This window comes from Methylotenera versatilis 7 (assembly GCF_000799165.1).
GTDB lineage: Bacteria > Pseudomonadota > Gammaproteobacteria > Burkholderiales > Methylophilaceae > Methylotenera_A > Methylotenera_A versatilis_A.
The window spans coordinates 342586-357948 of the sequence record NZ_JUGF01000001.1; the positions used below are offsets into that span (position 1 = coordinate 342586).

General features: G+C 38.3%; 16 protein-coding genes. All 16 read left to right on the plus strand.

Annotated elements, in window-relative coordinates; all coding sequences use genetic code 11:
- Positions 1–12 precede the first annotated feature (12 nt).
- The 16 genes from K370_RS01440 (at position 13) to K370_RS01515 (ending at position 15334) form a co-directional block, all read left to right on the plus strand.
- Entirely contained in the window at positions 13–375 is a 363-nt protein-coding gene (locus K370_RS01440; RefSeq protein WP_047537345.1) for a MarR family EPS-associated transcriptional regulator, read from the plus strand.
- Positions 372–1790 carry a mannose-1-phosphate guanylyltransferase/mannose-6-phosphate isomerase gene (locus K370_RS01445; RefSeq protein WP_047537348.1) on the plus strand — a complete coding sequence of 473 codons (1419 nt, stop codon included), beginning with the start codon at positions 372–374 and terminating at the stop codon, positions 1788–1790. Before K370_RS01440 ends, K370_RS01445 begins: the two co-directional genes overlap by 4 nt.
- An 11-nt stretch (positions 1791–1801) precedes the next feature.
- Entirely contained in the window at positions 1802–2884 is a 1083-nt protein-coding gene (gene gmd, locus K370_RS01450) for a GDP-mannose 4,6-dehydratase (RefSeq protein ID WP_047537351.1), read from the plus strand.
- Positions 2885–2893: 9 nt separating this feature from the next.
- Complete coding sequence (locus K370_RS01455; RefSeq protein ID WP_047537355.1) at positions 2894–3874, plus strand: GDP-L-fucose synthase family protein; 981 nt, start codon at positions 2894–2896, stop codon at positions 3872–3874.
- A 132-nt stretch (positions 3875–4006) separates the two neighbouring features.
- Entirely contained in the window at positions 4007–5374 is a 1368-nt protein-coding gene (locus K370_RS01460) for a flippase (protein ID WP_047537358.1), read from the plus strand.
- Positions 5371–5880, plus strand: a complete 510-nt coding sequence (locus K370_RS01465; protein ID WP_047537361.1) for a class I SAM-dependent methyltransferase — start codon at positions 5371–5373, stop codon at positions 5878–5880. The genes K370_RS01460 and K370_RS01465 overlap by 4 nt, the downstream gene beginning before the upstream one ends.
- 162 nt (positions 5881–6042) lie before the next feature.
- Complete coding sequence (locus K370_RS01470; RefSeq protein WP_052185124.1) at positions 6043–6693, plus strand: acyltransferase; 651 nt, start codon at positions 6043–6045, stop codon at positions 6691–6693.
- A 10-nt stretch (positions 6694–6703) separates the two neighbouring features.
- Positions 6704–7810: a polysaccharide pyruvyl transferase family protein gene (locus K370_RS01475; RefSeq protein ID WP_047537364.1), complete on the plus strand. Its 1107-nt coding sequence runs from the start codon at positions 6704–6706 to the stop codon at positions 7808–7810.
- Between the two features lie 5 nt (positions 7811–7815).
- Positions 7816–8973, plus strand: coding sequence for a glycosyltransferase family 9 protein (locus K370_RS01480; protein WP_052185125.1), 1158 nt, complete (start codon positions 7816–7818; stop codon positions 8971–8973).
- Positions 8966–9808, plus strand: coding sequence for a glycosyltransferase family 2 protein (locus K370_RS01485; protein WP_052185126.1), 843 nt, complete (start codon positions 8966–8968; stop codon positions 9806–9808). The genes K370_RS01480 and K370_RS01485 overlap by 8 nt, the downstream gene beginning before the upstream one ends.
- Entirely contained in the window at positions 9790–10662 is an 873-nt protein-coding gene (locus tag K370_RS01490; RefSeq protein ID WP_200883412.1) for a glycosyltransferase, read from the plus strand. Before K370_RS01485 ends, K370_RS01490 begins: the two co-directional genes overlap by 19 nt.
- Positions 10663–10671: 9 nt before the next feature.
- A complete protein-coding gene (locus K370_RS01495; protein WP_047537367.1) occupies positions 10672–11427 on the plus strand; it encodes a glycosyltransferase family 2 protein in 756 nt (251 codons plus the stop codon).
- 14 nt (positions 11428–11441) lie between these two features.
- Complete coding sequence (locus K370_RS01500) at positions 11442–12044, plus strand: DapH/DapD/GlmU-related protein (RefSeq protein ID WP_088177642.1); 603 nt, start codon at positions 11442–11444, stop codon at positions 12042–12044.
- Between the two features lie 63 nt (positions 12045–12107).
- Positions 12108–13031, plus strand: coding sequence for a glycosyltransferase (locus K370_RS01505; RefSeq protein WP_047537370.1), 924 nt, complete (start codon positions 12108–12110; stop codon positions 13029–13031).
- An 18-nt stretch (positions 13032–13049) separates the two neighbouring features.
- The gene (locus tag K370_RS01510) at positions 13050–14303 is read left to right on the plus strand and encodes an oligosaccharide flippase family protein (protein ID WP_047537373.1); all 1254 of its coding nucleotides are present in this window, start codon (positions 13050–13052) and stop codon (positions 14301–14303) included.
- Complete coding sequence (locus K370_RS01515) at positions 14300–15334, plus strand: EpsG family protein (RefSeq protein WP_047537376.1); 1035 nt, start codon at positions 14300–14302, stop codon at positions 15332–15334. The genes K370_RS01510 and K370_RS01515 overlap by 4 nt, the downstream gene beginning before the upstream one ends.
- Positions 15335–15363: the final 29 nt, after the last annotated feature.

Sequence of the window (15363 nt, forward strand, 5' to 3'; positions counted from 1 at the left end):
TGATTTAATCGCGTGTTAACAGACGAATATCGCTACAAAATCCTAAAAATATTAGAAGCTAATCCAGAAATTAGCCAACGCGATTTGGCGCGTGAGTTAGGTATCAGTTTAGGTCGCGTGAATTTTTGTCTTAAAGCTTTGATTGAAGTGGGCTTGTTAAAAGCCACCAACTTTCGCAACAATCAAAATAAACTCGGCTATATGTATTTCTTAACCCCCAAAGGATTGGAAGAAAAATCAGTGATTACCGCACGATTTTTGAAAGCTAAGTTGCAAGAGTACGCAAACCTACAAACTGAAATAGAAGAGCTTCGTAAAGATGTTAATCAAACAATGAGTATCAAATATCACCAAATGGAGATTAAACAGCCATGAGTGCAGCATTAAACAGATACGCGATTATTTTATGTGGTGGTTCTGGCACACGCTTGTGGCCGTTATCACGCACATTACGCCCTAAGCAATTATTAGCGTTGAATGGTGATTTAACTTTGTTGCAGCAAACGACACAACGTTTGTTAGCGCATGTTTCTGCTGCCAATTTGTTTACTGTTACGCACGAAGATCATAAGTTTGAAGTAAAAGGTCAATTGGCAGAAGTGGCGCTTGAGGCAGTAAACAACGTGTTGGCTGAGCCCTGTGCAAGAAATACTTTGCCCGCAATTGCCTGGGCGGTTAATCAAATAAACCAGCAAGATCCTAACGCAATGATTGGTGTGTTTGCTTCTGATCACGCCATTGATAAAACCGATGCATTTTTACAGGCATGGCAAACCGCCGAATTAGCCGCAAATGATGATTATTTAGTTTTGCTGGGCATTAAACCGCATGAGCCTGCAACAGGCTATGGCTATATTAAACCCAGTCAGCAATTATCATACAACGGTGCATTGCCAGTACTTAAGGTAGACCAGTTCGTAGAAAAGCCAGATGTAGAAAAAGCCAAGCAATTTGTCAGCGATGGCTATTTGTGGAATAGCGGCATGTTTGTGTTTAAAGCGCAGACATTTATGCAGATGCTGCAAAAATATCAACCAGAAATGGCACAACAAGTGGCGGGCATGAGCGAAGAGAATTTTGCTGAAACTTATGCTAATTTTGCTAACGTATCCATGGATTATGGCTTGGCAGAGCTGGCAGAAAAAGTGGCAGTAGTGCCTGTGGATATGGCTTGGAGCGATTTAGGTAGTTGGGATTCGATTTATCAACGCCACGAAAAAGATGCACAAAATAATGTCACGCACGGCCAAGTGCTATCGCAAGAAACAACTAATAGTTTGTTATGGACAGAAACAGGTTTGCTGGCAATTTTGGGCGTAGATAATATAGCTGTGATTCAAACCGCAGATGCGACTTTAATTTGCGATAAAAACCGTAGTGAAGATATTAAAGCGCTGGTAGCGCAAGTTAAAATACATAATCCAACTCTTACCGAAATCCATCAAACCGTTTATCGCCCATGGGGTAGTTACACCGTATTGGAAGAAAGCACCAACTTTAAAATTAAACGGATTGTAGTAAATGCCGGCGCGAAATTATCCATGCAAATGCACAAGCACCGAGCTGAGCATTGGGTTGTCGTTTCTGGCGTAGCCACGATTACTAACAACGAAATTGAATTTACGCTGAATGAAAATCAATCGACCTACATCTCAAAAACGCATCGCCATCGTTTAGAAAATAAAGGTAGTGAGCCGTTAAGCATTATTGAAGTGCAATGTGGCGATTATGTGGGCGAAGATGACATTATTCGGTTTGATGATAGTTATGGAAGATTAGTAGAAAAGTGAGTATTGAAACAATGAATAAAGTCGCATTAATTACTGGTGTAACAGGGCAGGATGGCGCGTATTTAGCAGAGTTTTTGTTAAAAAAAGGCTATATCGTACATGGTGTAAAACGTCGCGCATCCTTGTTTAATACGGATCGTATCGATCATTTATATCAAGACCCTCATGTAGATAACAAAAACTTTGTGCTGCATTATGGTGACTTAACCGACTCAACCAATTTAATTCGTATCATTCAGCAAGTCCAACCAGACGAAATTTATAACCTAGCTGCTATGAGCCACGTAGCCGTGAGTTTTGAAACGCCAGAATATACGGCGAATGCAGATGGTATTGGCACTTTGCGTATTTTAGAAGCCATTAGAATTTTAGGCTTAGAGAAAAAAACTAAATTTTATCAAGCCTCTACATCAGAGCTTTATGGGCTAGTGCAAGAAACGCCGCAAAAAGAAACCACCCCATTTTACCCACGCAGCCCTTATGCAGTTGCCAAACTTTATGCCTACTGGATTACAGTAAACTATCGTGAGGCTTATGGTATTTATGCGTGCAACGGTATTCTGTTTAATCATGAGTCGCCATTACGCGGTGAAACCTTTGTTACGCGCAAGATTACCCGTGCTTTAGCGCGTATTAAACTTAATCTGCAAGACTGTTTATATCTGGGCAATTTAGATGCATTGCGCGATTGGGGGCATGCTAAAGATTATGTTGAAATGCAATGGTTAATGCTGCAGCAAGAGGTTGCTGAAGATTTTGTTATTGCCACAGGCGTGCAATATAGCGTGCGCGATTTTGTGAATGCAGCAGCCAAAGAGCTTGATATGCAAATTACTTGGCAAGGCACAGGAATAGAAGAAAAAGGTTATTGGCAAGATAAATGCGTTGTACAAGTGGATGCGCGCTACTTTAGGCCGACTGAAGTAGAGACTTTATTAGGTGACCCGACTAAAGCTAAACAAAAGTTAGGATGGACACCCAAAATTACGTTTGATGAACTTGTCGCAGAAATGGTGCGAGAAGACTTTAAATCAGCGCAGCGTGATGAGTTGGTTAAAAAACATGGTTACCAAGCCATGGATTATCACGAGTAAATATATAGCATGAATAAAAACGCAAAAATTTATGTGGCAGGGCATCGCGGTTTGGTTGGTTCTGCGCTTATGCGGCAATTAAATTTGCAAGGCTATAGCAATATTGTGACGCGCACACATGCAGAACTTGATTTAACCCATCAACAATCTGTGGCTGATTTTTTTGCAACGGAAAAGCCAGAGTATGTATTTCTAGCTGCCGCCAAAGTGGGTGGCATACATGCAAACAACACCTATCCAGCGGAGTTTATTCAAGAGAATTTAGCTATACAAGCCAATGTTATTCATCAGTCTTATTTAGCCGGTGTTAAGCGATTACTATTTTTAGGTTCTAGTTGTATTTACCCGCGCGACTGCCAGCAGCCAATTAAAGAAGAATATTTATTAACAGGTCCTTTAGAGCGAACAAATCGGCCTTATGCCTTGGCAAAAATTGCGGGTATTGAAATGTGCTGGAGCTATAACAGGCAATATGGCACGCAGTATTTAGCAGTGATGCCAACAAACTTATATGGCGCAGGTGATAACTATCATCTAGAAAACAGTCATGTTATCCCTGCGCTTATTCGTAAATTTCACGAAGCAAAAGTGAATAACCAAGCCACTGTCACAGTATGGGGCACAGGCACACCAAAGCGTGAATTTTTATATAGTGATGACATGGCTGAAGCCTGCATATTCGTTCTTAATTTAGCAGATGGTGTCTTTAAGCCATTGTTAGCGAAAGATAGAAACGATGGACTGCCCCCTTTGTTAAATTTGGGCAGTAACAATGATTTAACTATACAGGAATTAGCCAGTTTAGTTAAAGACGTGGTTGGCTTTGGCGGTGAAATTGTTTTCGATACAACTAAACCAGACGGAACAATGAGAAAACTCATGGACTCTAGTCGATTAAATCAACTGGGATGGCATGCACACACAAACTTTGCCAATGGCCTAAGAAGTGCTTATCAGGATTTCAAAAGCTATTACGAAGATTTTAGTTAAATAATAGTCATGGTTAATAATGGTTATATTGCATTTCCAAATATAAGTTTCATCTCACTTCATGAAAATATTGCAGCTTGATATTACCTTTAAGGTTTAGTGTTTATCTATTTGTTTAGATAAGATTAGTCAATGCATCCTCTTCGTCCTTCTTGGCTACGCTATTTACCCGTGGTACTGCGAAAAAGATTAGGTGATCGACCTAATTTGCAAAAAGCATTTGCTAACACGGGCTGGCTATTTCTTGACCGAATACTGCGTATGGGTGTTGGCTTGTTGGTTGGGGTATGGGTGGCGCGATATCTAGGGCCTGAGCAATTTGGTTTGTTTAACTACGCTGTTGCTTTTGTTGCCATTTTTGGTGCTGTAGCTACTCTTGGGCTCAATGGGATTGTGTTGCGCGACTTGGTTAAAGATCCACAGCATGTTAATACCACGCTTGGCACGACATTTCTGTTGCAACTCATCGGCGGAGTATTGGCTTTTTTTATGGCAGTGATTGCTATTGGATATATTCGTCCCGAAGATGCCATTATTAAATTAATCGTTGCAGTGCTTGGCTTTGGCTTAGTGTTTAAAGCTGCTGAAGTAGTGAAATACTGGTTTGAATCGCAAGTGCAATCCAAATATGTTGTCTGGGTTGAGAATATAGTATTTCTAATTTTTTCTGCTATAAAAATTGCGCTTATACTTAATCAAGCCACGCTTATACATTTTGTATGGATGGCACTTGCAGAAATAGTACTGGTGTCAGTTGCTTTACTCGGCATGTATATGTGGCGTGAAAGTGGTTTGCGTAGGTGGAAAGTAGAAAGGCAACGCGTTAAAACCCTAATTAAGGATAGCTGGCCGCTTCTTATTTCTGCACTAGCCATTATGGCCTACACACGAATTGATCAAATTATGCTTGGGCAAATGTTGGGTAATGAGGCCGTTGGTATTTACTCGGCGGCTGTGCGTATTAGCGAAGTGTGGTATTTCGTCCCTCTGGCAATCATAGCATCAGTCTTTCCATCGATTATTGAGGCAAAGAATACAAGTGAGGCGCTGTATTACCATCGGCTGCAAAAGCTTTTTGATGTCACAGTATGGTTGGGGTTATTAGTAGCCATACCGATGACATTTTTGTCAGATTGGGTCGTTTTACTACTGTTCGGAGAGGCATACCGTCAAGCTGGGCCTGTCCTTGCCATTCTTATTTGGGCGAGTGTTTTTGTTGGGTTAGGTTTTTCAAGTGGCCGATGGTTTGTTAATGAGGGCCATAACTTACTCGCATTAAAACGAAATTTAATGGGACTTACAGTTAATGTGCTTTTGAATATATATTTGATTCCGCTCTATGGACCAAAAGGCGCTGCACTAGCCACTTTGCTCTCTTGCATTATGGTGTCCTATTTGTCAGATTTTTTTTCCCAAAAATCAAGAGTGATTTTTTTACAAAAAACTCGTGCATTGTTTTTTCTAAGTATTATTAAAGCTACAGTAAAGGATGAAAATTGAAGCTGAACATAGGTTGTGGAACTGATTATCGTGAGGGATTTATAAATGTCGATGGCAGTAACTCATTAGCTAGGGTGGATAAAGTCATCGACATAAGCTCTGAAACATTGCTAACTTACTTCAATAAGGGTGAGATTAATTATATTTTGGCAAATGACATAATCGAACATCATTATCATTGGGAAGCCGTGCAAATTATGAGTGATTTTTACGCGCTTCTTGTAGCGGGAGGGCAAGTTGAAATCCGAGTGCCAGATGCCGAATATATTATTAAAAGCTGGCGGTTGAAGCTTGATCAAAAACTCAACTTGCTATTTGGAGGGCAGGATATTTCTCAGGGACACGATGTGGAAATGGATGAATCAAGAAAAAAATTCCCGCAATTTTTCTGCCATAAATATGGATGGACCAGGCAAAGTATGGAAAAAGAGTTGCAAATGATTGGTTTTTCAAAAGTTATCACTAAAAGAGCTGATACCAACTTTATTGCTTACGCAACCAAGTGAGAAGTAGTTATCAACGAGCGGCTAGATTAAATCTTAGGTAGAGCTATCAGTACTTTTGTAAACAAAATACCCAGTGGACAACTTCTAAGCAGCTTTAAAATTATTGCTTATTTTGAAATCTAACAAGATCTAAAGTAACAATCAAAATCAGTGGAGTTTTGAATGACAGAATTTTTAGGCGGTAGTAAGCCAGTTAATGTATGTGCAAAAAACGGTCTATTAAGAGATGTTTTGCAATCAATACGCCAATTGCGAGTAATGAATTTTAATAAAGCCAGCTGGTATTTAAATAATATTTTCGAAAGTAGTTATTTTTTACCAACAGCCTCTATAGCCTCTCTATATGGCGGGGGTAAATGGGCAATTGGTGAGGGTTCTTTGATTGGGGGGCTCTTGATTTGCGAAAGAGAAACCTCTGAAATACATATTGGTAAAAAAACATTCATTTCAGGTGGCAGTCAAATAGTTTCTGCGAACAAAGTTATTATTGGAAGTAATGTATTAATAGCACGAGATGTTGTCATTCAAGATGGCAACTCGCACTCGATAAACTATGAAGATAGGCGAGTTGACGTTGATTTTGCAATCGAAAGGCTTTTTGGAAAACCACGGGGTGATAAAAATTGGGGTGCAATTAAAACAAAGGAAATTGTTATAGATGATGATGTTTGGATTGGCATGAGAAGTATTATTTTAAAAGGGGTTACGATAGGTAAAAGATCAATAGTAGCCGCAGGTAGTGTTGTTACTAAAGATGTACCAGCTGACGTAATTGTGGGTGGCAATCCTGCGGTCATCGTAAAACATTTATAAGTAGATTACTATGAAGACAGCATCAATAATTACAACAGTTCGCCATAACATTGGCGATGACTTTGTCCGAGAGGGCATTCTTTCAGTTTTACGAGATGTTGCACCAATTCAGCAGATTGAACTTATTCACAAACATTCGCCAGTTACTGCTGTTTATGGTCAGGAAAATTTAAGAAATCTACGTATTTCGCGGGTTTCCGATCCGGTTTTTCGCGTCATGCGTTCAAAAAATAGAATTACAGATGCTGATTTATTAATCCAGAGCGGAGCTCCTGTTTATTGGTGCCATCCCAATCTGGCGCACTGTGCTAACAATGAGTGGTTTGATCCCTTGATTAAGAAGCGTTTTTTACCTGATCGACGTGGGCGTAAATTCCTTAACATTGCTGGTGGGAGTTGCCAGACCTATCATTCAAACGGAATTGAAGTAGAAACTTGCCTTAAATGTAAAGCTTATATTGCTGAGTTTTTTGATGCTTGTGATTTGACACTATTGCGTGATGACCTAGCAAAAAAGATGCTGAATATAGCGGGTAGAGATGCAGATGTTTTACCTTGCACGTCTATTTTTGCTCGTGACTACTTAAATATCGCACCGAAGAAAGGTGAGTATATCGTAGTGAATTTTATGGAAAATGGTGGCCATTACACCTTTTCTCAAAATATTGATGCATATAAATGGCGTAAGAATTTCGCCTTAATCGTACAAAAACTTCAGCGTCATGGTCGCGTTATCGCGGCATGCCATACGTCAAGCGAAGAAAAACTGGCTAAAGAGATAGTGCCTGATGTAGAAACCTATATTGTTCCGAATGAGCATGTCGCATTTATGAATTTTTATGCCGCTGCTCGGTTTGCAATAGTGAATCGTGTGCATGCTGGTTTTATGATGGCGTCATTTGGCAAACCAGCTGCCGTAATAGGTAATGATAGCAGAGCTTTGATGATTAAAAATCTTAATCTGTTACCTCATTACGTTGAAGATGTAGACGGTGCGTTGATTGATATTATGATTGATGATTTATTGGCTAGAGAGCATACCTATCGAGATGAAGTAGAAGAGGTACGCAGTAAAGCGAGAAGCGCATATGTTGAAAAAATATCTACAGTAATCTAGTGAGCATGAATAACGCGACGAAAAACTTAATTAAACGTGTTCTGATATTTTTAGATAAAGCTGTAACGTTAACTGTAAAGAATATCGCCCCAAAAACATTGTTGCTTGTGCGACTAGATGCTATTGGTGATTTCATTCTATGGCTTGATACAGCCAAAGAATATCGTCGCCTGTATCCAGACTATAAAATTACTTTAATTGCTAATAATGTGTGGGCTGACTTGGCAGCAGAGCTGCCTTACTGGGATGAAGTTTTACACCTTGATTTACAACTATTTGCACGAAAGCCTCTGTATCGCTGGAAAATACTTCGCAATATTCACAAGTTGGGTTTTGAAGTTGCGATTCAGCCTACATTTTCTCGCTTACTCTTGCGCGGCGACAGTGTTATTCGAGCGACAGGTGCATTGCAGCGTATTGGTTCGGCTGGCGATGTCAGTAATATAACTACCCTTGATAAAGTTATTTCAGATAAATGGTATACCTATTTAGTGCCTGCTCAATCAAAGCCTTTAATGGAGCTCTGTCGCAATGCGGAGTTTGTTCGTAACTTATCCAAGCAGCCCTATAGTGCAAAACTACCAGTGTTACCTAGGTTAACAAAACAGCATGTCAGTTTGGAAGCAACTAATGATTATTTCATCATTTTTCCTGCAGCATCATGGCACGGCAGGCAGTGGCCAATTGAATATTTTTCCTATGTGCTAGATAAAATACATACACTTTATGGCTGGAAACCCGTGTTATGCGGATCTAGTGCTGATTTTAGGTTATGCATGGCAGTAGCTAGTTCCAGTGAGTCAATCTGCCTTAACTTATCGGGAAAAACATCATTGTTAGAGTTTGCAGAGGTCATTCGGGGGGCACGGTTATTAATAGCAAATGAGACTTCTGCGATCCATTTTTCTGCGGCTGTCTCAACGCCTTCAGTATGTATTTTGGGTGGCGGGCATTATGGGCGCTTTATGCCTTATCCTCAAGATTTAGCTGGCATTAAGCCATTATCAGTCAGTTATAATATGCCATGCTTTGGTTGCAATTGGAAATGTAACCAGCCGCATGATTGGTCTGGGCCAGTTCCTTGTATTGGCTCGGTTTCAATTGAAGAAGTGCTGGAAGCAGCACACCTTGCTATTACTCAAGAAGCATCTCCTAATGAATAAGTTGCCAACATTCACTATTATTATTGCTGTTTACAACGCAGATAAGACGTTGCAAAAATGTATAGATAGTGTGGTTTCACAAAACTTCAGCCGAAAACAGCTGATAATTATTGATGGAAATTCAACAGATAATTCAATTGAGATAATAAAGAAAAACAGTCAATCTATTTCTTACTGGATATCAGAACCTGATACTGGCATTTACAATGCCTGGAACAAAGGATTGGTTAAAGCAGAGGGTGAGTGGATTTACTTTCTTGGAGCAGATGATTACTTTATCGATATGAATATATTAGACCATGTTAACCATTATCTAAATGAAATCCCGCAAAAGCATAAAGTTGTCTATGGGCAAGTCAAATATATTTCAACTAGTGGAAATTATTTATATACCCGTGGCGAGCCTTGGGAGGTTGTAGGTAGACGGTACAAACAATTGATGACAATTCCTCATCAAGGTGTATTTCAGCATAAATCATTATTTGTAGAGCATGGTAATTTTGATGAAAGCTTCAAGATTGCTGGGGATTATGAGTTTTTATTGAGAGAGCTGAAAACTAAAGCAGCTTTCTTTATACCATTACCAATTGCATATATGACGCAGGATGGGGTAGGTAGCAAAACATCCAATTCTTTAACTATAATCAATGAGTTGAGAATCGCACAGAAAAAAAATCAGCTAATAATACCTGGACCTTTCTGGTTTTTTGCATTAGTCAGAGTTTATATCAGAACTTTTATTTGGCAGGTATTGGGTGAAGATAAAGCTAGAAAATTACTTGATGTGGGCCGCTTAATAATGAAAAAGCCACGTCATTGGACAAAAAACGTTTAATCAAGGGATCAGTTTTGAAAATAAGTATTGCAGTCCCATCTTTTAATTACCGTGAATATATCGATGAATGTTTAATGAGTATTCAACAGCAGGCATATTCGAATTTTGAAGTTCTTATCGCTGACGGCGGCTCAAAAGATGGTACGTTGGAAATTATTCAGGATTACTGTTTGAAGGATAGTCGTTTCCGCCTTGTTAGCACCGATGACAATGGGCAGGCTGATGCCATTCAAAAAGCATTTGAAGTTGCGACAGGAGATATATTCTGTTTTTTAAATGCTGATGATATGTACTTATGTAATGACGTATTTGTTTCTGTCATTAGAGCCTTTGAAAATCACAAAAAAATAAGTTTGGTCAGTTTTTCTGGATATTATTTGGATGATAAAGGAAGCTGGATTAAGCCAATTAACTATCGCTATCACCCATTAGATGGCTTTCATTTGATGAAATACCGTACAGCTGTTTTACAGCCAGCTACTTTCTGGAAAAAGGAAGTTTACGAATCAATTGATTGGCCTAGGAGTTTTCATTTTGTTTTTGATGTTGTTTTTTTCTACGCTGCATATCAGAAGTTCTCATGGCTAGAGCTAACAAAGCCAGTTGCCGGGTATCGCCTTCATGGAAATAATAAATCGATGACAGTAAGAGCTGGGCGAATCATGGAGTTGGCAATCTTCGAGCAAATTAAATTCGGTCAACATTCGTTTCGAGCTTACTATCTGAAATTAATTGGACATTTAATTAAAGTCTTAGAGAAGGCAGGGTCTGTAGGTACAAAGTTATCTAAAATTATTTATATGATTGTAAATGCACTCGCTTTTATTTCATGCTACCGATTACCAAGTATTTAGTCCTCTATTTTGAAAATTTCCATAATTACTGTCTGTTATAACAGTGCTAAAACCATAGGCGACACAATTACCTCTGTCGCAAGTCAATCATATGCTGATAAAGAGCATATCGTCGTGGACGGAAATTCAAGTGATTCCACAATGGATATTGTCCGTGCAGCGTCAAACATATCTCGCTTTGTTTCTGAGCCTGATAAGAGTGTTTACGATGCGATGAATAAGGGTTTAGTGCTTGCTACAGGGGATGTAGTTGGGTTTCTTAATTCAGATGACTTTTATGTAGACGACACTGTGCTTGCGCAGATTGCTGAAGTATTTTCTGATTCGGAAGTTGATGCTTGTTATGCTGACTTAATATATGTTGATAAGAAGGATACAAATAAAATTGTTCGTTACTGGAAATCTCGTACTTTTGTACCGGGGTTGTTTGAAGATGGTTGGATGCCAGCGCACCCTACATTTTTTGTAAGGCGCGGGGTCTATGAAGAGTTAGGTGGTTTTGATCTTGATTACAAGATTCAGGCGGACTTTGAGTTAACTATGCGGTTCTTGGAAATATACCGAATAAAATCAGTGCATATACCTAAAATTCTTATCAAAATGCGCGTTGGTGGAGTAAGTAATAACTCAATTGTAAACATAATTAAGGGTAATATTGAGGCATACAAAGCTTGTAAGAAAAATCATCTATCCATTTCGCTGCTTTTCAACATCAAGAAGATAGCCTCTAGAATCCCACAGTTTTTTGTAAGGCCTAACTCTTAAGAAACGGGGTATATATGCCATCTATATTTCAACGCTATGATCTAATAGGCTTAATAAAGCTAACAATAAGCTGGATTGTAACGAAAGTACTTTTTCGACCTGCAAGACTTATTAGAGTGCCATATTACATTCGAGGAAAAAATTCAATCTCTTGGGGAAGCGGATTTACGACAGGAGTTGGGGTAAGGTTGGATGCATTTAGTAGCAGCAATTTAAAAACTAAGCTTATAGTGATTGGTGAGCGGGTACAGATTAACGATTATGTTCATATAGGGGCGATTGAAAGCATCCGTATCGGTAATGATGTGTTAATTGCCAGTAAAGTATTCATCAGTGACCATAATCACGGGCGATACAATCAAGCTGACGACATGTCTAGTCCCGACATACCTCCAGCAGCTAGACCATTATTTTCTTCACCTGTAATTATTGAAGATAGAGTATGGATTGGTGAAAATGTCTGCATAATGCCTGGAGTTACAATCGGTACGGGTGCAATCATTGGTGCTGGATCAGTTGTCACGCATAATATACTCGCAGAATGCATCGCGGCAGGTGTTCCTGCGAAAGTTATTAAGCGATACAACAGAGAGTTAAAAGAGTGGCTAAGCGTTTAAAAAACCAATTTCAGTGTAATTGGATAGGTTTTATATCCTAATGTTTAGATTAATATAAAAATAATGATAAAAAATACAATACCAAAAATAACTGTTTTATTAGCAACTTACAACGGCGCTGAATGGCTTTCAGAGCAGCTGGAGAGTATTTTGAACCAGCGTGACGTAGATGTAAAACTGATTGTTTCAGATGATATGTCTACTGATGGCACAATTGAATTGCTGGAAAAGTATGCTAAAAAGGACCATCGAATTTCAATTTTGCCCAGCAAAGGTAAATTTGGATCAGCGGCAAAAAATTTCTACCGATTGATAGTTGATGCCGACATGAGTGATTGTAGTTTTGTCGCATTAGCTGATCAGGATGATATTTGGCTTAAAAATAAGCTTTCATCATTATCTAAAATTGCCAATGACACTGGTTCTGATGGCGTATCTTCTAACGCTGTTGCTTTCTGGAAGGATGGCAGCAGAGCTTTAATTGATAAATCAAAGCCCTTGAGAAAGCTCGATTTCCTTTTTGAATCAGCTGGGCCAGGTAGCACTTATTTAATAACACCAAAGCTGGTGCAAGAGATAAAGGTTATGCTTTCCGACAATTATGCTGATATTAACCAAATTAGCGCCCATGATTGGCTTGTCTACGCAATTTGCCGTGCTACTGGAAAGAAATGGTTTATCTCGTCCGTTCCTACGGTTAAATACAGACAACATGACAATAATGAGCTGGGTGTAAATTTAGGAATCAAGGCAAAGTGCTTTCGGCTTGCGAGATTGCGTAGTGGCTGGTACAGAAGTGAGGTATTCAAAATTTGCAAAATATGCAGACAATTAACAGCCGACATTTATATTCAAAATTCTTGTGATGTCATTATGAATAGCCACGGATTTAATAGGCTAAAAAAACTAAGATTCATCAACCAATATAGAAGAACGATTGAAGATCGAATTGTTCTTGGAGTTGCCATTATTCTTAGTATTTTTTAATGCTGGTTGTAAATAATTATGCTAAATAAGCACTCATTGTGGAGTTTGGCCGGGGGAGCTGTTCCAGCGGTAGCCGCATTAGTAAGCATTCCTTTGATGATTTCGATATTAGGTTTCGATCTTTTTGCAATCGTCTCGTTAATCATATCCATCACCATTTTTTTCTATGTATACGATTTAGGCATGTCTAGGACAATGACATACCTAATATCAAAAACAGAACCTGAGGACAGCACAGGTAATGACGATTTGATAGGGACTGCACTTATAAGCGCATCAATATTGGGGTTAATCGTCACTGTAGTCGTATTTGTATTGGTGCCATACTTTGCAAAATATTGGATGAAGATTAATCACAGCTTGCTCGACGAGGCAATATCCGCATTTCAGGTTTCCGCATTAGGTATCTTGCCAGGTGTTATTGCTAATACGTTCAAGGGGATATTGGAAGGGAAGTCTAAATTCAGAGAAGCCAATATTTGTAAAATGATATCTGGCGCAAGTATATTTATTGCACCGATGATAGTTATCATATTGGAGAGTAAAAGTCTGGTTTATATAAGCTTAGCTATCGTTTTTACACGATACATAGCTTTATTCATATATTACTTATATACGACTCGACTGCCCAGTTTGTTGCGTGTGAGTGTTAGTGCTAATCATTTTAGGTCTATATGGAAATATGGTGTATGGGCTGCTTTATCAGGTTTAATTTCAACCACATTTGTTTACGGCGATCGGTTTATGGTGGCTGGCTACCTTAGTGCAGAAGATTTGTCTGCATATATTGCATCTCAGGATGTTCTTATTCGGTATTTACTTATTCCGTGGTCAATGGCGATAGTTTTGATGCCTATATTTGCTGCAAATAATATGGCCAAAATAAAAATATTAGAGCTGTATCGCACTCAACAAAAGCGTGTGGCTATTATTTCTTTTGGGGTTTTGTTAATAGCAATATTTCTGGTTTTATTCTTAGCCAGCTTTGTTAGTCATTCTGCAGTGCCTGAAAGTATTGTTTATGTGGCACCAATACAGACAGTGGGTATCTTTTTCTGCGCAATGTCACAGCTGCCACTTATTTATCTTTATGGTAAAGGTATGCCTAAGTTAGTTACAAAAATTTATCTGGTAGAACTTTTGATTTACATATTGATTGCACCAGTAATTTTCAGTAATTTTGGCGTTATTGGAGCGTGTTTAGTCTGGTCATGCAGATTAGTCATTGAATATTTATTGTTACGTTATTTTGCTGAAAGACTCATCAGATGAAAGTGTACTTTTCAAAACTCAATAATTTTATTAAAAATAACTATGAGGTAATTGTTTATATTGCGCTGGGAATCATTACATTCTGTTTGTCGATTAATTTTTCCAAAGATTGGATACATTACAACTGGATGTATGAAAATAGAATTTCAAATGTAGCTTGGCATAGTTTTTTGAATACATTCAGTGTATTCAAAGAGCCATTATTTTTCATTTCATCAAAAGCATTTGGGCAACTATTTGGATTTTCAATTTTTGTTTTTTTAGCAACAGTCATTTTATTGACGATTAAGTTATGCTACTTATCAAAAATTATGCAAAGTGCTTTTTTGGGTACTTTCTTTTACGTCTGTTTTTATCTACTGCTTCTTGAAGGAACTGCGATAAGGGTCGGGTTCGCCATTGCATGTATTATTCCAGCGTTATATTTTTTAAAAGAGCATAAATTCTTTTACGCCTTTTTACTGATTCTTATTGCTAGCCAAATACATTTAACCGCATTACTGTTCTTGATTGCGTTTCCTCTGTATTTCTTTAAGCCATTGAATGTAATCGTATATCTTGCTTTTATTTTTTCACCACTGCTGATAGTTTTCGATATTTCAGTTTTGAATATGCTTAAAGAGCTGATTGCTACAATCAATCCTAAATATCTTTATTATTTTAAAGAGGATAGGTTAGTTGTACAGAACTCGACTGGACTTTATCTCTATTTCATTGCGTTTTTTACAGTGCTCCTAGGCGCTGTATTTGTTTACCTAAGAGATTTAGTGATGAACGATAGATTTTTATCTACCATTTTTTCAATAACGCTATGTGGCATTATTCTGATGTGTGTTTTTCATGATTTTGTTGCGGTAGGTGCAAGATTTGGAGAGCTTTTACTAGTTCCAATTGTTATTTTATTGGGGCATTTTTATAAGACATTTGCCTTGAACAAAATGCTTCTACACCAATTTGCTTTAGTATCTATGTCATTAAGTTATTTAGCGGCTAGATTCATCTATCTTTACCCTAAATCTATTGGATTATAGTTTTTCGTTTTTTACGCATAATGCAGGAG

Excerpts from the sequence above, each read along its gene's own strand:
- K370_RS01445 (WP_047537348.1), top strand. The coding sequence starts at position 372 with ATGAGTGCAGCATTAAACAGATACGCGATTATTTTATGTGGTGGTTCT.
- gmd (WP_047537351.1), top strand. The coding sequence starts at position 1,802 with ATGAATAAAGTCGCATTAATTACTGGTGTAACAGGGCAGGATGGCGCG.
- K370_RS01455 (WP_047537355.1), top strand. The coding sequence starts at position 2,894 with ATGAATAAAAACGCAAAAATTTATGTGGCAGGGCATCGCGGTTTGGTT.
- K370_RS01460 (WP_047537358.1), top strand. The coding sequence starts at position 4,007 with ATGCATCCTCTTCGTCCTTCTTGGCTACGCTATTTACCCGTGGTACTG.
- K370_RS01470 (WP_052185124.1), top strand. The coding sequence starts at position 6,043 with ATGACAGAATTTTTAGGCGGTAGTAAGCCAGTTAATGTATGTGCAAAA.
- K370_RS01475 (WP_047537364.1), top strand. The coding sequence starts at position 6,704 with ATGAAGACAGCATCAATAATTACAACAGTTCGCCATAACATTGGCGAT.
- K370_RS01480 (WP_052185125.1), top strand. The coding sequence starts at position 7,816 with ATGAATAACGCGACGAAAAACTTAATTAAACGTGTTCTGATATTTTTA.
- K370_RS01485 (WP_052185126.1), top strand. The coding sequence starts at position 8,966 with ATGAATAAGTTGCCAACATTCACTATTATTATTGCTGTTTACAACGCA.
- K370_RS01500 (WP_088177642.1), top strand. The coding sequence starts at position 11,442 with ATGCCATCTATATTTCAACGCTATGATCTAATAGGCTTAATAAAGCTA.
- K370_RS01505 (WP_047537370.1), top strand. The coding sequence starts at position 12,108 with ATGATAAAAAATACAATACCAAAAATAACTGTTTTATTAGCAACTTAC.
- K370_RS01510 (WP_047537373.1), top strand. The coding sequence starts at position 13,050 with ATGCTAAATAAGCACTCATTGTGGAGTTTGGCCGGGGGAGCTGTTCCA.
- K370_RS01515 (WP_047537376.1), top strand. The coding sequence starts at position 14,300 with ATGAAAGTGTACTTTTCAAAACTCAATAATTTTATTAAAAATAACTAT.